This is a genomic window from Bradyrhizobium sp. CIAT3101, from assembly GCF_029714945.1.
Classification (GTDB): domain Bacteria; phylum Pseudomonadota; class Alphaproteobacteria; order Rhizobiales; family Xanthobacteraceae; genus Bradyrhizobium.
Genome location: NZ_CP121634.1, coordinates 3,573,935 through 3,593,362, shown reverse-complemented (window position 1 = coordinate 3,593,362; position 19,428 = coordinate 3,573,935). Strand labels below are relative to the sequence as shown.

General features: G+C 64.4%; 20 protein-coding genes. 10 read left to right on the top strand and 10 right to left on the bottom strand.

All coding sequences use genetic code 11. The features are described from left to right. Positions 1-5 precede the first annotated feature (5 nt). Entirely contained in the window at positions 6-1,580 is a 1,575-nt protein-coding gene (locus QA645_RS16855) for a peptidase S10 (RefSeq protein ID WP_283051609.1), read from the bottom strand. A 260-nt stretch (positions 1,581-1,840) separates the two neighbouring features. Between QA645_RS16855 and QA645_RS16850 the strand changes: the two genes are divergently transcribed. From QA645_RS16850 to QA645_RS16840, 3 genes are all read left to right on the top strand, one after another. Then, positions 1,841-2,620 (top strand): NAD kinase, encoded by a 780-nt coding sequence (locus QA645_RS16850; protein WP_283051608.1) that lies wholly within the window; start codon positions 1,841-1,843, stop codon positions 2,618-2,620. 98 nt (positions 2,621-2,718) lie between these two features. Beyond that, entirely contained in the window at positions 2,719-3,264 is a 546-nt protein-coding gene (locus QA645_RS16845; protein WP_008133731.1) for a response regulator, read from the top strand. Between the two features lie 30 nt (positions 3,265-3,294). Further along, entirely contained in the window at positions 3,295-3,873 is a 579-nt protein-coding gene (locus QA645_RS16840) for an Hpt domain-containing protein (RefSeq protein ID WP_254194282.1), read from the top strand. A gap of 127 nt (positions 3,874-4,000) precedes the next feature. Here the strand turns inward: QA645_RS16840 and QA645_RS16835 are convergent, their stop codons facing one another. From QA645_RS16835 to folE, 4 genes are all read right to left on the bottom strand, one after another. Next, positions 4,001-5,176 (bottom strand): DUF2336 domain-containing protein, encoded by a 1,176-nt coding sequence (locus tag QA645_RS16835; RefSeq protein WP_283051603.1) that lies wholly within the window; start codon positions 5,174-5,176, stop codon positions 4,001-4,003. A gap of 159 nt (positions 5,177-5,335) precedes the next feature. Further along, positions 5,336-6,352, bottom strand: a complete 1,017-nt coding sequence (locus tag QA645_RS16830) for a lytic transglycosylase domain-containing protein (RefSeq protein ID WP_283051602.1) — start codon at positions 6,350-6,352, stop codon at positions 5,336-5,338. Between the two features lie 141 nt (positions 6,353-6,493). Then, positions 6,494-6,916 carry a phosphoribosyl-AMP cyclohydrolase gene (hisI, locus tag QA645_RS16825; RefSeq protein ID WP_283051600.1) on the bottom strand — a complete coding sequence of 141 codons (423 nt, stop codon included), beginning with the start codon at positions 6,914-6,916 and terminating at the stop codon, positions 6,494-6,496. A gap of 27 nt (positions 6,917-6,943) precedes the next feature. Next, positions 6,944-7,636 carry a GTP cyclohydrolase I FolE gene (folE, locus tag QA645_RS16820; protein WP_254132307.1) on the bottom strand — a complete coding sequence of 231 codons (693 nt, stop codon included), beginning with the start codon at positions 7,634-7,636 and terminating at the stop codon, positions 6,944-6,946. A gap of 243 nt (positions 7,637-7,879) precedes the next feature. On the opposite strand from folE, the gene QA645_RS16815 reads away from it, so the two are divergent. Beyond that, on the top strand, positions 7,880-8,335 hold the full coding sequence (locus tag QA645_RS16815; RefSeq protein ID WP_254132308.1) for an iron-sulfur cluster assembly scaffold protein: 456 nt from the start codon (positions 7,880-7,882) through the stop codon (positions 8,333-8,335). Positions 8,336-8,351: 16 nt separating this feature from the next. Here QA645_RS16815 and QA645_RS16810 read toward each other — a convergent pair whose 3' ends face one another. Then, positions 8,352-9,194, bottom strand: a complete 843-nt coding sequence (locus QA645_RS16810; RefSeq protein ID WP_254196273.1) for a hypothetical protein — start codon at positions 9,192-9,194, stop codon at positions 8,352-8,354. A 271-nt stretch (positions 9,195-9,465) separates the two neighbouring features. Between QA645_RS16810 and yidD the strand changes: the two genes are divergently transcribed. Both yidD and QA645_RS16800 read left to right on the top strand, forming a co-directional pair. After that, entirely contained in the window at positions 9,466-9,804 is a 339-nt protein-coding gene (yidD, locus tag QA645_RS16805; protein WP_254194287.1) for a membrane protein insertion efficiency factor YidD, read from the top strand. Between the two features lie 91 nt (positions 9,805-9,895). Further along, the gene (locus QA645_RS16800; protein WP_254132311.1) at positions 9,896-10,108 is read left to right on the top strand and encodes a hypothetical protein; all 213 of its coding nucleotides are present in this window, start codon (positions 9,896-9,898) and stop codon (positions 10,106-10,108) included. On the opposite strand, the gene QA645_RS16795 is transcribed toward QA645_RS16800, so the two are convergent. Then, positions 10,109-11,320 (bottom strand): hypothetical protein, encoded by a 1,212-nt coding sequence (locus QA645_RS16795; RefSeq protein WP_283051598.1) that lies wholly within the window; start codon positions 11,318-11,320, stop codon positions 10,109-10,111. Between the two features lie 2 nt (positions 11,321-11,322). Then, positions 11,323-12,690: an amino acid permease gene (locus QA645_RS16790; protein ID WP_283051597.1), complete on the bottom strand. Its 1,368-nt coding sequence runs from the start codon at positions 12,688-12,690 to the stop codon at positions 11,323-11,325. A gap of 334 nt (positions 12,691-13,024) precedes the next feature. Here QA645_RS16790 and QA645_RS16785 point away from each other — a divergent pair, with 334 nt between their 5' ends. Beyond that, complete coding sequence (locus QA645_RS16785) at positions 13,025-14,353, top strand: alpha/beta hydrolase (RefSeq protein WP_283051596.1); 1,329 nt, start codon at positions 13,025-13,027, stop codon at positions 14,351-14,353. 185 nt (positions 14,354-14,538) lie between these two features. Next, the gene (locus QA645_RS16780) at positions 14,539-14,865 is read left to right on the top strand and encodes a GrlR family regulatory protein (RefSeq protein ID WP_254132315.1); all 327 of its coding nucleotides are present in this window, start codon (positions 14,539-14,541) and stop codon (positions 14,863-14,865) included. A 24-nt stretch (positions 14,866-14,889) separates the two neighbouring features. Here QA645_RS16780 and QA645_RS16775 read toward each other — a convergent pair whose 3' ends face one another. Both QA645_RS16775 and QA645_RS16770 read right to left on the bottom strand, forming a co-directional pair. Continuing rightward, positions 14,890-15,279, bottom strand: a complete 390-nt coding sequence (locus QA645_RS16775; RefSeq protein WP_254132316.1) for a hypothetical protein — start codon at positions 15,277-15,279, stop codon at positions 14,890-14,892. A 91-nt stretch (positions 15,280-15,370) separates the two neighbouring features. Further along, positions 15,371-16,540 carry an MFS transporter gene (locus QA645_RS16770; protein WP_283051593.1) on the bottom strand — a complete coding sequence of 390 codons (1,170 nt, stop codon included), beginning with the start codon at positions 16,538-16,540 and terminating at the stop codon, positions 15,371-15,373. Between the two features lie 185 nt (positions 16,541-16,725). Between QA645_RS16770 and thrS the strand changes: the two genes are divergently transcribed. Further along, a complete protein-coding gene (thrS, locus tag QA645_RS16765; protein WP_254132318.1) occupies positions 16,726-18,768 on the top strand; it encodes a threonine--tRNA ligase in 2,043 nt (680 codons plus the stop codon). A 93-nt stretch (positions 18,769-18,861) separates the two neighbouring features. Further along, the gene (locus QA645_RS16760; RefSeq protein ID WP_254132319.1) at positions 18,862-19,425 is read left to right on the top strand and encodes a nitroreductase; all 564 of its coding nucleotides are present in this window, start codon (positions 18,862-18,864) and stop codon (positions 19,423-19,425) included. Positions 19,426-19,428: the final 3 nt, after the last annotated feature.

Here is a 19,428-nt window from a genome sequence, read left to right as displayed (position 1 = left end):
GTCTCCTACTCCCTGATCAGGGTCTCCACCTCGCTCCGAAGCGCCTGTCGCGAGCCGTCGCGCGAATAGAACATGTGGCCGCCGGGATAGACGACAAACTTCACGCGCGACGTCACAAAGGACGGCAGCTGGTCGAGCGCCCGCTTTGTGCCGAAATAGGGCGTTGCGAGATCGAACAGGCCGTGCGCGACCAGCACGTTCAGCTTCGCATCGGTGGCGAGAATCTGGCGCAGCTCCGACAGCGATTGCGGCGGGTTGATGCCGCCACCAAAGTCCCAGTTGCGCTCGACCGCGCCATTGAGGACTTCATAGGAGCCGTCGGGGCGCCAATTGAGCTTGCGCGTGAGCACATCGACCGCGGCACTCGTCAGCGGCGCCTGAAGCGCATCGCCTGAAGGGTCGCCGAAGCGCGAGCTGCTCGAATCCGGATACGGATCGAGACCGCGCACGGAGGCGTCATAGCGCCCGGTCACCATGCCGTTCTTGCGGTCGAGCTCGCGGCGGAATTCGCTGACGTCGAAGCGGCCGGCGAGCCTGCGGCTCACCGCAGGGTCGAGGCCGGTCAGCTCGGCGACCTTGTCGGCCAGGCGATTGGTGGCTTCCTTGTCTGCCTCGCCCTTGACGAGGTCGGCTAGAAACTCGCCGCGGGCGTAGGCCTCGACGTCAGCGAGATCGGCGCGCTTGACCGGCCCCTTGGCTTCACGCGCCACCGCCACATAGCTCGGCAAGGTCGCGACATATTGCAGAAGGCTCGTGCCCGTGAACTCGCGGAAATCCAGGAGCGGCGACACCAGGATCAACCCTTTGACGCCGACACCGTGCTGAATCTGCAACTGGCGCACGACCTTCGGCCCGCGAATCCCACCATAGCTCTCGCCCGCCACATATTTCGGCGAGGTCAGTCGGTTGTGCTTCTCGAGCCAGCGGCGGATCACGAGCGCAATCGAGTTGACGTCGCCGTCGACCGAATAGAACCGCTTGCGTGTATCCTCGCCGCTCGCGATGACACGGCTGTAGCCTGTGCCGACGGGATCGATGAAGACGAGATCGGTGAAGTCGAGCCAGGTTTCCGCATTCGGCTTCACCTCGGGCGAAGCCGACGGCGACAACCCCTCGCCGTCGAGCGGCAGCCGCCACGGCCCGGCCGCGCCGAACTGCAGCCACGCCGACGAGGCACCGGGCCCGCCGTTGAACAGGAACGTCACCGGACGCGTGGCGCGATCGGCACCGTCCAGCTCGTAAGACGTGGTGGCGATGTCGGCGAGCGGCTCCCCCTTCTCGTCGAATACGCGGACGGAGCCGGCGGTCGCGGCGAAGTTGAGCGTTCGGCCCGGCAGATCGAGGGTCTGCTTGGTGGTCTGGTCGCCCGGCAGACGATGCTGGTCGGCGGCCGCGGGCGACGCCTGCGCTGCATTGCCGCCCCGCCCGCCCTTCTGCCCCGCGGGCGCCGCCGCCTCGTTGCGCGGCTGCGGCGGATCGTCCGCGCGCGCCAAATCCGTGAGCGCCAGGCCCGCAAGCGCGAAAGCAGACACCGTCAGCACCAACCCCGCGCGGCGCAGCATCGGCAAGCTCATGATCATGATCGTTCTCCCAGCCGCCCGTCGGTCCCCGGCCACAGCTGTAGCGGGCAATTGCGACGGTTTGGGGGATCGGAAGCCTTGGGAAGGGCATTCCGGGCCGATCCGCATCGCTTTTGTCTGGAATCGGGATGCCGGGCCGACCGACCCGTTTGCCTTGCCGGGCGGTCGTCCTCGACAATAGAGGCCCAGGTCGTATAGACGACCTCGGCGGAACTTTCTCGAGCCAGCGACACCTGCCTGGAAGCCAAGATCTGGAAGCCATGACCAAGCCATCGCGATACGACCGGATCGCCTTCGTCGCCAGCCCGAGCAGCGACGCAGAGGCCGCCCTCCACCAGCTCAGCACGCAATATGGCAATTGCGATCCGAGCGAGGCCGACGTCGTGGTCGCGCTCGGCGGCGACGGGCTGATGCTCCAGACGCTGCACCAGCACATGCGCTCGGGAAAGCCGATCTACGGCATGCACCGCGGCACGGTCGGCTTCCTCATGAACGAGTACTCGACGCACGATCTGCGCACGCGCCTCGAGGCGGCGCATGAATCCGAGATCAACCCGCTGCTGATGCGCGCGACCGATACCAACGACCGCGTCCACCTGCATCACGCCATCAACGAGGTCTATCTGTTCCGCCAGACCTCCCAGGCAGCGCGCCTGCGCATCCTGATCGACGAGCGCGAGCGCATGCCCGAACTGATCGCCGACGGCATCATCGTGGCGACGCCGGCAGGCTCGACCGCCTATAACCTCTCCGCCCAAGGACCGATCCTGCCGATCAACGCCGCTTTGCTGGCGCTGACACCGATCAGCGCCTTCCGGCCGCGGCGCTGGCGCGGCGCACTGCTGCCCAACACGGCCTATGTCGTGATCGAGGTGCTCGAAGACGACAAGCGGCCCGTCGCGGCCGTCGCCGACCATGAGGAGGTACGCAGGGTCCGGCGCGTCGAGATCCTCTCCGACAAGACCATCTCGATGCGCATGCTGTTCGACCCAGGCCACAGCCTGGAAGAGCGTATCCTGCGCGAGCAGTTCGGCTACTGACCTGCCCGCCCCGCAGCCCTCCGGGCGCCCGATCGCAACGCTTCGTTAACCCTCCGCACGATATGGTTAATGAAAGTTGACCCTTTGGCCTGGGCGTCATGTTTCGCATCGACTTCAACAAGCTGCGCTTCCTCGTCTGCGACGACAATCCGCACATGCGCCGCATCCTGCGGACGCTGCTGCATTCGTTCGGCGCGCGCGAGGTCTATGAGGCGGAGGACGGCGCGACCGCGCTGGAAATGTACAGCCATTACGTGCCCGACATCGTCATCACCGACTGGGCGATGCCGATCTTCGACGGGCTCGAGCTTGCGCAGATGATCCGACAGCCGGAATCCAAGGGTAACCCCTACGCGCCGATCATCATGCTGACGGGGCATTCCGAGAAGCGCCGCGTCACGGTCGCGCGCGATGCCGGCGTCACCGAATTCCTGGCCAAGCCGATCTCGGCCAAGGGCCTCTACCAGCGCATTCTCAACGTGGTCGCCAGTCCCCGGCCCTTCATCAAGACCAAAACCTATTTCGGCCCTGACCGGCGCCGCAACACCAATTCCGCCTATATGGGTCCGGAGCGCCGCGTCGGCGAAAAGCACGAGGTGCTCCAGCAGCCCTCGCTGCTCGACAAGGCCCGCTCCTCCATCTAGCGCAACGTCTCACCCGACGAGGCAGGCATCATGGCGAAGAACAGCGCAAAGGATATCGAGGTCACGGCCTTCGCCACGCATCATGTGATCACGCAGCCCAATCCGCTGCGCAAGGTTCTGCGCCGGGTCGCAGAAAAGGACATGGACGATCCGATCGCACGCGCCGAGAAGGCGCTTGCCGATCTGTCCGGCGAGTTCAAGAGCTGGATGACGACCGAGGTCAACCGGCTATCGTCTGCCTATGTCGTCATCCGCAACGACGGCTTCACCAAGGAGCGGCGCGACGAGCTGTTCCACGCCGCGCACGACATCAAGGGCGACGCCGCCACGTTCGGCTTTCCCGCCGCGGCGGGAGTTGCCGAGAGCCTGTGCCGCGTCATCGAGCATGCGCCGGATCTCGAGAAGGTGCCGGCCGAGCTGTTCACGCACCACATCAACGCGATCCTCGCCATCGTGCACGAGAACACCAAGCTCGACAGCATCAGCGTCTCCGCCGAGCTCAGCCGCCGTCTGCGCAAGGTCGCCGATGATTATCTCGCCGACGTCAACCGCGACCGCCCCGAGCATCTCGAAGTGATCCTCGCACCGAGCATCGTGCCGGCGGAGTAGTCCTCCCTTTCGGCAAGGTAAGATATCGTAGGGTGGGCAAAGCGGAGCGTGCCCACCAGTCAGCTCATTAGGCGGATAAATCGTGGGCACGGCGCAAGGGCGCCTTTGCCCACCCTACGGCATCTCGTTATGCCGCAATCAGATCGTCATACATGGGATCGATTGTGTCTTCCGCGACGAGCTCGTCGCAGAACAATCTCGCCTCTTCGCGCGCGGATTCGGTGGCGAAGCGGCGCAGCAGGACCATCAGCGGCTCGGTGGCGCCGCGGTCGGTCTCGCAATGGGTGAGCACGCGCTCGACCATGCGACGGCGCAAGCGTGCCGCGGTGTCGTCGGTGTCGACAAAGCCCTGCTCGTGGCAGGCATCGAGCGCGACCTGGAAGGCCGCGAACGTGGCCTCGGGCAACCCGGCGCGACGGAGTAGCGCGTGCAGGCTGTTGCCGCCACGGTCGTGCAGCAGTGCGGAGACGCGCGCGAGCGGCAGATCGGCGAGTTCGGCGAGCGCGGCGTCGAACAGGTCGAGATTGCTCGACAGCAGCGCACGCAGGATCAGACCCGCGGTGAGCTGGCCGGTGATCCGCAGATGCTTCACCAGGCCCTGCATGTCGTCGCCGCGCGAGCGCGCTGCGATGTTGATGGTGGAGCGATCGCGCGCCTCGATCGTCATGCGCTCGGCACGGTCGGCGCTCAGCCAATTCCGCGCCACCACGAACTGCGCCAGCGTCTCGGAGAGCTTTGCCACCAGCGCGGCGCGGGTTGCAGCGGGAATGTCGTCCAGCACCAGCATCGCCTCGCGGATCGCGGCGAGATGGCCGTGGCGTTCGACGATGCGATTCCACGAGAACGGTGCCAGCTCGGCGTGCGGGTTTTCGATGAGCTCCAGCGCGGCGGCCGCGCAGCCCACCTCGGCGATGGCGGCGCAGACCGAGACCGGCAGCGCGATGCGGCGGGCGACCGCACATTGCACGTCGTCATTGCCGGTCGCGACGATGTCGACGAGATCGGCATCGATCAGCAGCGGTGAATGTTCGAGCACGGGCAGCGCCACGGTCGGCTGGTCCGCCGACAGCGCCCGCACGATCGACGGCGGCGCATCCGTGCTGCGTGCAAAAGCCTCGGCCATCGCCTGCCGCACCAGCGGCGAAGGATCGTCGAGCAGCATCAGCAGCGCGCCTTCGGCGGCGACACGGTCGTCGTGAGAAAGGTCCGAGATCAGCCAGGCCCGGGCCAATGCCCGCGTTGCCTCCGCCCGCTCACCGGCGGGCGCGGTCCTGATCCAATTGATGAACTGCCGAACAATCATGGTGCTTCCGGCTTACGCAACGAAAAAACGAAACGGTGACGGCTTGTCACCTGCAACACAAAATAAACCACGACGCTTAACAAAGCGTTCACCATAACTGGCTGGTTTTATTGATGATTTGTTAAGGGCTGAAAACGGCCCGACGGCCGCGACCGCGCGCTAGCTCGAGAACGTGCCGCTGCGATCGCTGAAGAGATCGAGCGGTTGCGGCGGCCGCACGTCGGGCGTTGATGACGCGACCGAAGTGAGCGAGGCGTTGTTGCCCCACAATTTCTGCACCGTCGTCGAGACCGGCTGCGTTGTATCGCCGGGTTGATAGATCGAACGGAATGCCGGTGTGACGGGCGCGCTGTCGGCGACCGTCGTCGACGACGTCGCGCTCACCGGCGTCACGCCACGTGCATCCGGGAAGGTCTGGAGATAGGCGGCGCTGTTGGCCATCGGTGCGGTGGGCTGCACGCCGTTGGCGGCGGCAACCTGCGTGGTCGACGGCGTGTCGCCATACATCGCCATCGCGCTGCGCGTCGATTTCGCATTCGAGGCGCTGGCGTAGCGCGCATTCAGCACCGAATAGACTTCGGAGACGCTGCGCGCACGACCGTCCTTGGCATAGAAGATCGAGCGGTTGGAAGATGCTGCGTTAGGAAACAGCCGCGCACCGACCGCTTGCGGGTTGTCCTCGGCATTGGCAATCAGTTTCGCCGCACCGCCGACGCCCATGAAATGCGCCATGTAGAGCTCGCTGTCGGACGGCCTGCGGCCGAGCAGACCGGTGAGCTTGAAGCTGTTGGACTGCGTCAGCGCCGCCGCCATGCTGGACGCGGCCTCGGGATCGTCGCGCAGCTTCATGATGGATCGCTTCATGAAGGGATCGTCGACGGTATATGTGCCTGACGACGTCCGTGTGATCGCGTCGGAATAGTTGCCGTAGCCGAGCTGGGCGCCCGCCTCCTTCACCGTGCCAAGCCAGGTCTGGTCGATGAACTGATAGAGGCCGTGGGCGGACGAGGTGGTGGCGCTGGCCGACGGATCGAAATCCGATTCCATCTTGGCGGTGGTCAGCATGTATTCGAAGCTGACGCCGGTCTGGTTCGAGCCCTGCTTGATCGCACCAGCGACGCGCTTCAAGCCGTCGGTCGCGGCTGTCTGCGAGGCACTGGAATTGTCGACCGACATGATGGACTGCCCGCCCCGCGCGGCGTTGAGCGGCGCCGGCAATTCGGCGGCCTGATCGTCCCACCGTGGGACAGTTATGGTTAACGCGGGGTTAATTTGGCGGTCGCGCTCATTCCGGTGCCGATCGGCAGCGGGCAAGCCCTACTTCTTGTAGACCGCGTTCGGATCGAACAGCCTGTCAGCATCGACGAAGACGAGCTTCGCACCACCACCCTCGGCTTCGACCTTGCGATAGAAGCAGGATCGGCGGCCGGTGTGGCAGGCCGCGCCGATCTGCTCGACGCGGAGCCAGACCGCATCCTGGTCGCAATCGGTACGGATCTCGACCACGCGCTGGGTCTGACCTGAGGTCTCACCTTTTCGCCACAAGGCATTGCGCGAGCGGCTGAAGTACCAGGCTTCACCGGTGGAAATGGTCTTGCGCAGCGCCTCGTCATTCATATGCGCGACCATCAGCACGTCACCGGTAGCGATGTCTGTCGCAACGCAGGTCACGAGGCCGTTCGCATCGAACTTGGGGAGGAAGGCCAGGCCTTCCTCGATCTCGTGGGAGTGTGCGGACACGACAAATCTCGCCGGTTGTTCGCGAGGTCAGCGCGCCATGCCTCGCACCATGGACAGGAAGCGGGCCTGCTCCGCCGGGTTGTCGCGGAACATGCCGGTGTAGCGGCTGGTGAAGGTCGAGGCGCCATGCTTGGCGACGCCGCGCACCGACATGCAGGTATGCTCGGCCTCGATCAGGATGGCAACGCCACGTGGCTTCAGGATCTCGTCGATCGCGGCTGCGATCTGCGCCGTGAGATGCTCCTGGGTCTGGAGCCGGCGGGCGAAGATGTCGGTCAGGCGCGCAAGCTTCGACAGGCCGACGACACGCTCCACCGGCGTATAGGCGATGTGCGCCTTGCCGTAGAACGGCATCATGTGATGCTCGCATTGCGACGTGAACTCGATGTCTCGCACCAGCACGAAGTCGTCATAGCCGGCGGTCTCGCCGAAAGTGCGGTCCAGCACCTCGGCCGGGCATTGGTGGTAGCCCTGATAGAGCTCGTCGAAAGCCTCGACCACGCGACGCGGCGTATCGAGCAGGCCTTCACGCCCGGTGTTCTCGCCGATATAGGCGAGCAGCGTTTTCACCGCCGCTTCCGCCTCGGCACGCGCTGGACGCGGCTGGTCGGCGCGGACGGCGGCCGCAAGGAATTCGGCAGGATCGAGCTCGGCCGGGCGGCTCTCGAGCTGCTTGTCAGAGGGCTTGCTCGGGCGGATAGATTTGATTGCAGCGTCCATATCGACTCCGTTCGACGGCCTTGCGGCCGGAGTGTCACCGGCAGACGGGGCGGACAAGCCGCCGGACGCCTGAAGAGAACAGTATTTGGCGAAAGAGGTCTCTTGGCAATAACGCCGGCAATGCAGATCTGGATCATCGCCTGCGCACCGCCGGACTGTTTTTCCGCCAGTTCCAGCCCTATATAGGTCCATGGACCGCGCCCGCCAAGGCCGATCCGGCAGGTAAGTGTTGGACTCCATCACATGCTGAACGACATCTATAACAAGCGGATCATCGAGCTGGCCGGGAATATTCCGCGCCTCGGACGGTTGTCGGACCCCGACGCGAGTGCCACCGCCCATTCCAAGCTGTGCGGCTCGACCGTGAAGATCGACCTCAAGATGGAGGGCGACACCGTCACCGACTTCGCCCATGACGTGAAGGCCTGTGCGCTGGGCCAGGCCTCTTCATCCATCATGGCAAGTCACGTGGTCGGCTCGACTGCGAGCGAACTCCGTGAGTTACGCGAAACCGTTCGCAAGATGCTGAAAGAGAATGGTTCGCCTCCCGAAGGCAAGTGGGAGGAAATCAAATTCCTCGAACCGGTCCGCGACTACAAGGCACGCCATGCCTCGACGCTGCTGACCTTCGATGCGGTGGTGGATGCGATCGGCCAGATCGAGGCCAAGGCGAAGCAGCCGGTCCCAGCGCAGGGCTGAGACCACGCTGAAGCCTCTACTTCGGTGGGAGCGCAGCCGGCGTCGCGGCACCACCTGTCGGCACCACAGCTTCGGCCGTCTTCGTCGACTTGGCAGGCTGCGCCTGCTCCTCGCCGAACCTTGCCTGCGTCTTCGGCGCAAGCTCGGCCACCGCAGGCGCCATCACATCCACATGCGGCAGCACGTCAGCGACCAGATCGGTCGTCACGAGATTGGTCAGCTTCAGCTCGGCTGCGTCGAGCTCGTGGAGATCTTCCCAGGGCGGCACGTTGAGCGCGAGCGACAGCAGGTCGCCTGCCCCGCCCATGTCGAAGGTGTATTTGGCGAGCCGGCCGATGTCGCGTTCCACGATCATCAGATCCTGCGCGCTGTAGCTCGCCGCCTTGGCGTCATCGGCGCGATCGCCCATCCAGATCTGATGGACGCGGACATGGGCCGCTTCCGGCACGTAGCGCTTCTTGCCGGCCAGCAGCAGGAACACGCACATGGATTCGCAATAGGCTTCCGAGGCAACCGCCGGACGGGTGCCCTGCTGCGTGATGCCCACGGTGGTGAGGAGGCCGAGATTGCGGAAGCGCCGGCCGAGCGTGATGGCGTCGTTGACGGAACCGCCACTGGAGTCGAGCACGACGGTGGCGCCGCCGAGCTGGCGTCCGCGGGCAAAGTCGTCGAAGTCCTTCGGTGTATCAGCAGTGATGATGCCGACTGCGCTGACCCAGCCTCGGCAATTGGGCTCGCAGGCCACCCAGCCAAACTTCATCGGCAGCTTGCGCTCTTCAAGCGAGGCGCCGGCGCTGGCCGACGAACCGAAAGTCGCGATGGCGCCCGCCAACACGACGCCACAAGCGGCGGTTCCCATCAGCAACCAGCCACGAAGGTTGAGCGACTTCAGAACTCTCAAACTGGTTCCTTCCCCAAGCCCCAAAAGCAATCAGGTAAGCCCCGTTTCGACGTTCCCTGAGTCTACACGTGGACGTCACAAAAATGGTATCCGGGGGAATACAGATCGTCCATAGGTACTTGCTGCACTGCTCCCAGAAAGCAGGCAAACTATGGCGTGGACACAACAGCTCGCTGTTCCCTGCGCTGGAACTGCGCAACCGGACGCTCACGATGGCGGCAAAGCGCACATGAAGCACACAAGCTGTGAGCACTGCTCCACCCCTGTCGCTGAGGCGCTGCGGCTGCCTCGCAGATTCGGCCGCGCGCTGATCTGGCTCTATCGGCACACGCTGTCGCCGTTGGTCGGCTACAACTGCCGGCATCTGCCGACCTGCTCCGTGTATGGCGACGAGGCGATCGAGCGGTTCGGACTCTGGGCCGGCGGCTGGATGACGCTCGCGCGCCTGCTGCGCTGCAACCCCTTCGGCACCTCTGGCATCGACAACGTGCCTGTCGCCGCGCCGAGGGGCGCGCGCTGGTACCTGCCCTGGCGCTACGGCCGCTGGCGCGGTGTCAACGCCTCGTAAGCATGCTGCGGTGCTTTGCGCATCGCTGCTCCGACCGGAACCGGAACTTTTCCATCGCGTTGTCGTGTTGCTCCTCAGGGAGGAAACAATAATGCGCTGGAAAATCAGCCCTCATTCTCACGTCCGGCCTGGTTCACATCTTGGCTCCCATCCGCGGGATCACGACCCCCGCACCATCGACATGGTCGCTATCATCGCGCTGCTCGTGCTCGTCGTCGGCTCCGGCTGGTATCTGGCAACAAGCCTTGCAACGCCGCCGAGCACAACGGCGTTCATCGTGCCAAGCCAGAGCGTGCACTGGTAGCTAGCGGAACCAGAAGAAGCGTCCCGGCGGCGGCGGGATCGACTCGGGCGGACGCAGCCGCTTCGGCCGCGGTTTCGGCGGCGGTTCAACAAACGAGGTCGTCTCCGCGGTCGGCGCGACCTCGCTCCCCGGGATCTTCACCGACAGCAGCAAGTTCGACTCGTGCATCCGCCAGCGATAGCCGACGCCGAAATCGATCGGCTGGGCGCGTGTGAACAGCTCGGCGTAACGCTCCTGATAGCGGCCTGGGAATTCGTCGATCGGCCCCAGATAGCGGCCGAACGGGAAGAAGCGCCACTGCCGCGAATTGTAGTTGGCGAGCGGAATGCCGGAATCGTCCTGGATGATGGTCGCGCTGTTGGCGAGCAGCCAGTCGCGGGCGACGGTGAAGTTTCCCGCGTGCAAGAGATACGACGCACTCTTGAGCAGGCTGTTGCCTGGCCCGAGCGTCTCGCAGAATTTCAGGAAGCCGGTTGCGCGCGCCCCGGAATTGGAAAGATCGGTCGAGAAATAATACAGCGTGCGCACCTCGCCGTCGGCACCTGCAAAGATGATGCGAACCCCGCGCGTGGCGTTCGGCCCCGGATTGTCGTTGCCCGTGTGCACCCCGCCCTTGTTGTCGAGCGCGACCGTCTCGACGTTGCGGATGGTTTTGCCGGAGCGCGCCAAGAAGACGTAGAGGATCGGCAAGGTGCCGTTGACCTGATTGGCGTGCAGGTCGACCTTCATCTGCTTGGTGATGAAGAAGGAGAAGCTCAGGATCGAGCCGAGCGAGCGCTCGACATTGTAGAGCGCGGCACCAACCGAGCCGCGCGGCAGCCTGGTCAGATCGGGCACCGCACCGACCGGCTCCAGCGCACCCAGCACGTAGGTGCTGGCCTTGGAGTAAAAGGCGTTGGCGTAGAGGAAATCCGGGCCGCTGAAGAAATAGAACATGGTCGGCCGCGGTGCGGCGAGATTGACGTCCGACCAGCTCCGGATCTTCGATAATTGCCGCTGCTCGAGCTGGGCGAAGGCGCCGTCGAAGAATTTTGCGTGATGCTGCCAGGACGGGTCCCTGGTCAGCGCAACCAGCGGCGAGTCGGCCGAAGGCTGCATGCCCGCGAGGAAGCGCGCGGTGTCGTCGAAGGTGACTTCGGCCGCGCGCGCGGACGAGATGGCCGCAGCCATAATGGCAAGAGCGACGGCCGCAATTCTCATGGGTCGAAACATGTCTATTCGCGATTGTGAGACGTAGCAGCGGCGACCGGCCGCCTGCGGAAAACAGCATAAATCACAAGGCCCGAGAGCATGACGAGCATGCCCGACAGCGACTGCACAGGCCGCTCGGTCAAGAGGTAGTACATCATCGACGCGGTCACGAGCAGGAAGATGAGCGGCGTGAACGGGTATCCCCAAGCGCGATAGGGCCGCGGCAAATCGGGATCGGTGATGCGCAGCTTGATGACGCCGGCAACCGTGAAGAACGAGCAGAACAGCAGCGAGAACTGGATGAAGTCGAGCACCGCCTCGAAGCTGCGCGTGAACAGCAGCAGGTTGGCGACTGCGAGCTGAAACAGGATGGCGTAGGCCGGCGCGCCCCTCGCCGATCGCGTCGAGAACATCCGCAGCGCCGGGATGTCCTCACCCATCGTCATCATCACGCGCGGGCCGATCCACATCATCGCGCTGATCGAGGAGATCAGGCCGACGCAGATCATGGCGCCGACGATCCGGCCGCCGAGGCCTCCGAAGATGGCGCTGCCGGCTACGCTTGCGACGTCGAGCTGGCCGGCCAGCGCGCTGATTGGCGTCGAGTAGAGGAACACAGCGTTGAGCGCGACATAGAGCACCAGCACGATCACCGTGCCCGCGAGCAACGCACGCGGCAGGCTCTGCTGCGGTGTGTTCATCTCGCCGATGATGTAGGTCGCGGCGTTCCAGCCCGAGAACGAGTACATCACGAAGACAAGCCCGATCGCGAAAGGCGCGCTCAAGATATAGGAGAGATCACCGGCGTGCGGCGCAAAGGAGATCGGCTGCGGCGTGCCGGCGACGAAGCCTGCGACCAGGAAACCGACGATCAGCACGACCTTGAGGATGGTCGAGATCAGCTGGAAGGTCGAGGAGTGCCTGACGCCGGTCAATTGCACGATCGAGACCAGCCACACCACGCCGATGGCGAGCGGGATCGGTGGCACCTCGGGCATGACGGACTTGGCGTATTCGCCGAAAGCCATGGCCGCGAGCGCTACGGGTGCGGCAAAGCCGACCGTCGCCGAAACCCATCCCGCAAGAAAGCCGAAGGCCGGATGATAGGCGCGGCCGAGGAAATTGTACTCGCCGCTCGAGCGCGGAAACATCGCGCCCAACTCGCTGTAGGAGAACACGCCGCACAGCGCGACGATGCCGCCGACGGTCCACAGCGCGAGGATCGAGAAGCCCGAGGGGATGTCCTTGACCTGGAAACCGAGGCTGGTGAAGACGCCGACCCCGATCATGTCGGCAACGACGATCGCGGTTGCGACCAAAACGGAAACCCCGGAGCCACCTCCGCTCAGCCGCCCGGTCCAGGGCGCCGTTCCCGCATCTGATGCCGTCATCTGGGTCCTTAGCCTCAGGCGTCGCGCCTCGTGGGAGGCATCGTGCAGATTGGTCCAGTCAATTCAAGCAGGGTTAACAAGGGTTAAATGAGGCGGCCAAGATGGGTAACCAGCCACCTTTTAAGCCGGCCTTTGGGCAATAAACCCCTATTTGGCCGCGGAAATACGCACTCCCCTCCCACAATCGCGACACGATTGCATGGTCTTTTTTGACCGTTCCGGATGTGGGGAAGTTTCTCCGGACGCTTAACGTCACCTAAACGCCAGTCGGCTCAATTGTCTCAAGATCGCCGATGGACGTGTGACTTGGGTCGTGACTTGGGGTCATGGGTGGATGGTCGGGGCCGTTCCGAAATTGAAGGCAGACGTGCGCGCTGACCGGACCAAGGCGTCCGGGGCGCGGCGTTATGCGCTTCGGATCGCCCTGATCTCAGGCTTGGTGCCGTTGTCACTGACGCTGGTTCAATGCGGCAGGGCTCCCAATCCGGCGGCGCTGGCGGCGAACTCGCAGGCCAACGTCCAGGTCGTTGCGAAGACCAATCCGCAAGCCCAGAGCGGTGACACGTTCGAAGATCGCTTCCCCGCCCCGCAGTTCAGGGAGCGCTTCCCTTCGGCGAGCGAGAGTCTTCTGCAACGACAGATGTCGGACTTCTCGCCCAAGCGCGCCGTACAGCAACCGCCTCAGCCGGAGCAGGCACCCTACAAGATCGCCTCGCTGGAGCCGCAAATCCCCTACCAGCGTCCACCACGGCAAGACCTGACGACGCTGGTCAGCATGAAGTCCTCGGCCTTCCCTTATTTCGGCAACAACCCTGCGTCCGACGCGCCCTTCCTCAACATCTCCAAGGGCGACCGCCGCGGCCACCGCAGCTATTCCGGGCGCGTGTTCTGGCAGGACGAGACCTACAACGACAGCCGCGTGCTCATGCACGTCCCCGAGCATTTCGACGTCCGCAAGCCTGGCGTGATCGTGGTGTTCTTCCACGGCAATGGCGCAACGCTCGAGCGCGACGTGCGCGACCGCCAGCTGGTGCCGCGGCAGATCACCGATTCCGGCGCCAATGCCGTGCTGCTTGCGCCGCAGATGGCGGTCGATGCCGCCGATTCCAGCGCTGGAAAATTCTGGCAACCCGGTGGCCTCAAGCGCTTCATGGAAGAGTCTGCCAGTCACCTCGCGCAGCTGACCGGTGATCCCAACAGCGCGCGTGCCTTTGCCAACATGCCGATCGTGATCGTCGGCTATAGCGGCGGCTTCTTGCCGACCGCCTGGAGCCTCGAGGTCGGCGGCATCAGCGACCGCGTCCGCGGTGTCGTGCTGCTCGATGCGGTCTATGGCGAAATGGACAAGTTCGCCTCCTGGATCGAGAGCCATCGCTCGGGCTTCTTCGTCAGCTCCTATACGCACTACACCGCACGGCGCGACCGCGAGTTGATGAGCATGCTGCGGCAGAAGGGCATCGGCGTTTCCGAGGACATGGATGGGCCGTTGCGTCCCGGCAGTGTCGTGTTCGTCGAAACCGGCGACGGCATTACCCACCGCGACTACGTTAACCGCGCGTGGACGCAATACCCGCTGAAGGACGTGCTGGTGAAGATGTCGGCAACGCCGGCGCTGGCGCTGACGCGCGTCGCAGCCACCAGCTCTTCCGCGCCAAGCCGTTAGTCTGGATTTTGCGCGCGCCGGCATTTCGCTGCGCTGGCTGCGATTCCGTCGGGCCGTGATCAAAATGCGGTGTTGATGGCCGACAATCCCCGGCAGCTACCGGATTGCTTCTGCCGGCCACGACCATATTTTGCCGGCCAAGCTGCACTTGAACCAGTGCACCTGGAATACCGCGGGGACAGGCAGTGCGTCAGGGACTGTACAAGGTCGACTTCCATACCGTTCATGGGACGGGCTGCGGAGTCGTCTATGTGACGGATGGCAAGATGCGCGGCGGCAATTCGGCCTTCGCCTTCATTGGCACCTATGCGGGCGAAGGCGACAGCATCAAGGTCAAGATCTCGACCGAGCGCTACAACGACGACCCGTCGTTCAAGGCGCTGTTCGGCATCGACCGGATCACGTTGACACTCGCCGGCCGCGAGGACGGCGACACGGCCGAGTTCGAAGGCACCGCGCTGCAAGTGCCGGGCGTTGCCTTCAGGGCGGTGCTGAGCCGGATCGCCGACTAGGCGCCCGGCCCTCGCAGCACGGCCCTAGGTCTTGGGCAGCTTCGGAATGCTCTCGGCAAAGCCGTTGAAGCAGGCCAGCCGCTCGTCCTCTTCCTTGAAGAACCGGCAATCGGCGTAGCCCTTGGCCTTCGCCGGCTTGGGCTTGGGCGTCGGCGGGATAATGGCGTCGTAGCAGTTGAGCCGGTCCTTGGTGCCATCGTCGGTTTCGAGGCAGGCCTGGAGCCGCGCCGCGACCGATTGCGGCTTGCCCTTGGGCGCTGCAGCCGGCTTGGCGGCGGCTTCCTTGGTGCCGGCCTTGGTCCCCTTGGGCTTCACCTGCACCAGCGGCTTGTCCCCCACCATCGGTGGCTTGTCGGTCTGTGCAAATGCGGAGGCTGAATAGAGCACCGCGGCAACCGCCAGAATCATCCTCATTTCAGTCAACTCTCTTTGGTCCCCATGCCTCGCCTTCTAGCGCTCCCGCGCGCGGTTTGCCAAGCGCCTTGCGCACAGGAAAGCACGCGATTCAGGCCGGAGCGGCGGCCCGCTGGGGCCGGCTCAGGATCACCAGGATCAGCGCCAGCACGACGAAGCCGGACGCCACGAAGCCGAGCGGATGCAGCAGCTCGCGGGCGAACAGCAGTCCGCCGATGGCGGAGCCGACGGCCTGGCCGATATAGAGCACGGAGGTGTTGAGGGCGACGGTCGCCGATGCAAGCTGCGGGGCGGCTGCGACCAGCCGCACCTGCTGCATCGAATTGGTCGATGCGAAGCCCAATCCCCAGATCGCGACCGCGCCCGCCATCGACATGAGCGTGCCGGCACCGAGCGCCCAGCCCGTGATGCCCGCCAGCAGCAGGCAGGTGAACAGCAGCGAGGTTCGGTAAGGTCCCCAGGTGTCGACGATGCGGGTCGCGATGACGACACCAAGGAAACCACAGACGCCGTAGGTGCCGAACACCATGCCGATCGCATCGGGGCTGGCGTCGGTGAGCTTCTTGAGCAGCGGGCCCATGAAGGTGAACACCACGAACTGACCGGACATTTGCAACATGGTGATCGCAAGCAGCAACAGGATGGTCCGGCTGCGCCCGACCGCGCCCCAGGTTTTCAGGTCGACCGGTGTGCCCTTCAAACCGGCTGGCAGACGCACGAGCAGCAACAGGAAGCTGACGCAACCGAGCACACCGATCTCGCCATAGGCGGCGCGCCAGCCATAGCGGCTGGCGATGAAGGTGATCAGAGGAAGGCCGATGGCGGCAGCCAACGACCAGCCGAGGAAGATGTAGGCAATCGTACTGCCACGCCGCTCCGCCGGCACGATCAGCGCCGCCGTACCGGCGGCCTGAGGCGTGTAGAGCGCGCCGACCGCGAGCATCACCAGGCGGATAACGAGGAGGCTCGCGTAATCCGGCGCAAAGGCCGAGGCGAGATTGCCGAGGGCGAGCACCGCGAGTGTGGTCGTGAGCAAGATCCGCCGTTCGATGCGGCTGGTCAGCCATGCCGTCAGCGGCGAGCCGATGCATAGTGTGATCGCACCGAATGTGATGAGCAGCCCGGCCGCATGGATGCTGATCCCGAGCCCCGCCGACAATTCCGGCAGCATTCCCGCCGGCGCCAGCACCGAGCAACCGGTGACGAGATTGCCAAGCATCAGGGCGGTGGGCGCGAAACGGCCGGCGCGGGGATTTTCCATGCAAATGCATGTAGAGCAGGCGCGCCGCCAGCGAAAGGGCGCCGTTCGAAATAGTTCGGCCTCGCCCCGGCTTTTGCGCGCCTCTTTCTTGGAATTGCCGGATTGCGCAGGCCGAATCGCCTGATATATCGCTCGTTCCCGCTTACCTGCGCTCGTTCGCAGGAGTGAGCCTCAGGAGAAAAGCAATGTCCGATCAGCCCAAATCCGAATCCGGCTTTCAATATAGCCTCAGCAATCTCAAGCCTGTGACCCCAGCCGCCAAAGTCACCCTCACCTTCCCCGACGGCGCCCAGCGCCAATATGACAAGAGCATCACTGGCCTCGAGATCGCCAAGGGCATATCGCCCTCGCTGGCCAAGCGCACCGTCGCAATGGCGCTCGACGGCGAGCTCGCCGACCTCAACGATCCCATCGAAGCCGATGCGAAGATCGAGCTGGTCAACCGCGACGATCCGCGCGCGCTCGAATTGATCCGCCACGACTGCGCGCACGTGCTGGCTGAGGCCGTGCAATCGCTTTGGCCGGGCACTCAGGTCACGATCGGCCCGGTGATCGAGAACGGCTTCTATTACGACTTCTTCCGCAACGAGCCGTTCACGCCGGAAGACTTTGCCGCGATCGAAAAAAAGATGCGCGAGATCATCGCGCGCGACAAACCCTTCACGAAAGAGGTTTGGGATCGCGAAAAGACCAAACAGGTGTTCCGCGACAAGGGCGAAGCCTTCAAGGTCGAGCTGGTCGACGCCATTCCCGGCACCGAGCCGATCAAGATCTACTACCAGGGCGACTGGTTCGATCTCTGCCGCGGCCCGCACATGACCTCGACCGGCAAGGTCGGCAACGCCTTCAAGCTGATGAAGGTGGCCGGCGCCTATTGGCGTGGCGACAGCAACAACCCGATGCTGACGCGCATCTATGGCACGGCCTTCGCCAAGCAGGAGGACCTCGACGCTTACCTCAAGCAGATCGAGGAAGCCGAGAAGCGCGATCATCGCAAGCTCGGGCGCGAGCTCGACCTTTTCCATTTCCAGGAGGAAGGTCCGGGCGTCGTGTTCTGGCACCCGAAGGGCTGGACCATCTTTCAGCAGCTCATCGCCTACATGCGCCGCCGCCTGAGCGGCGACTATAACGAAGTCAACGCGCCGCAGATCCTCGACAAGTCGTTGTGGGAGACCTCGGGCCATTGGGGTTGGTACCGCGAAAACATGTTCGCGGCGCAGTCGGCCGGCGACGAGGCCGAGGACAAGCGCTGGTTTGCGCTCAAGCCGATGAACTGCCCCGGTCACGTCCAGATCTTCAAGCACGGCCTGAAGAGCTACCGCGATCTCCCGCTGCGCCTCGCCGAATTCGGCGTGGTGCATCGTTACGAGCCGTCCGGCGCCATGCACGGATTGATGCGCGTGCGCGGCTTCACCCAGGACGACGCGCACATCTTCTGCACCGAGGATCAGCTTGCCGACGAGTGCCTGAAGATCAACGATCTCATCCTGTCGACCTATGCCGATTTCGGCTTCACCGGCGATCTCACCGTGAAGCTCTCCACGCGGCCGGAGAAACGCGTCGGCACGGATGCGATGTGGGATCACGCCGAACGCGTGATGGCAACTGTGCTGCGCGAGATCCAGGCGCAGAACAATCACATCAAGACCGAGATCAATCCGGGCGAAGGCGCCTTCTACGGGCCGAAGTTCGAGTACGTGCTGCGCGACGCCATCGGCCGCGACTGGCAGTGCGGCACCACGCAGGTCGACTTCAATCTGCCGGAGCGGTTCGGCGCGTTCTACATCGACCATGACGGCGGCAAGAAACCGCCGGTGATGGTGCACCGTGCGATCTGCGGCTCGATGGAGCGCTATATCGGCATCCTGATCGAGCACTATGCCGGCAACTTCCCGCTCTGGCTCTCGCCGGTGCAGGCGGTGGTCACGACCATCACCTCGGAAGGCGACGAATACGCCAAGGTGGTTATGGAGCAGGCGCGGCGCGCGGGGCTACGGGTCGAGATCGACCTGCGCAACGAAAAGATCAACTACAAGGTCCGCGAGCACTCGCTGGCCAAGATCCCGGCACTGCTCGTGGTCGGCAAGAAAGAGGCCGAGACGCATTCGGTCTCCGTCCGCCGGCTCGGCAGCGACGGCCAGAAAGTGATGACGACCGAGGAGGCAATCGCCGCCCTGGTCGACGAGGCGACCCCGCCGGATGTCCGGCGGATGCGCCAGGCGGTCTGATCCCTGAAATCGATCTAAAATCGCTTTCGGTTGCGGGCGTGCATGCTTATCTCGGCATGGCACGCCCGTTGCCCATCTGAAGAGGCCATCGCAATGCCCGACGCCATCGAACTCCTCAAGACCCGCCGCTCCGTCAAGCCGCGCGAGATGACCGGCCCCGGCCCCTCGCCGGCCGAGCTCGAGACCATTTTGACCATCGGCGCGCGCGTGCCCGATCACGGCAAGCTCGCACCATGGCGCTTCATCATTTTCGAAGGCGATGCTCGCCAGCGCGCCGGTGAGGTGATCGCCAAAGTCTTCGCGCGGAAGAATCCTGGCGCACCCGCAGCCGATATCGAGACCGAGCGCAAGCGTCTCACCGATGCGCCGCTGGTGATCGGCATCGTCAGCTTCACCAAGCCGCATCCCAAGGTGCCGGCGTGGGAGCAGGAATTGTCGGCGGGCGCGAGCGTCATGAACATCGTCACGGCCGCCACCGCGCTCGGCTACGGCGCCTGCTGGCTGACCGGCTGGTTCTCCTTCGATCGCGACGTGCTGGACGGGCTTGGCCTCAAGGCCGACGAGAAGCTCGCCGGCCTCGTTCACATCGGCACGCCGACCAAGCCGAGCGAGGACCGTCCGCGACCGGTCCTTTCCGAAATCGTGACGCGCTTTTAATCG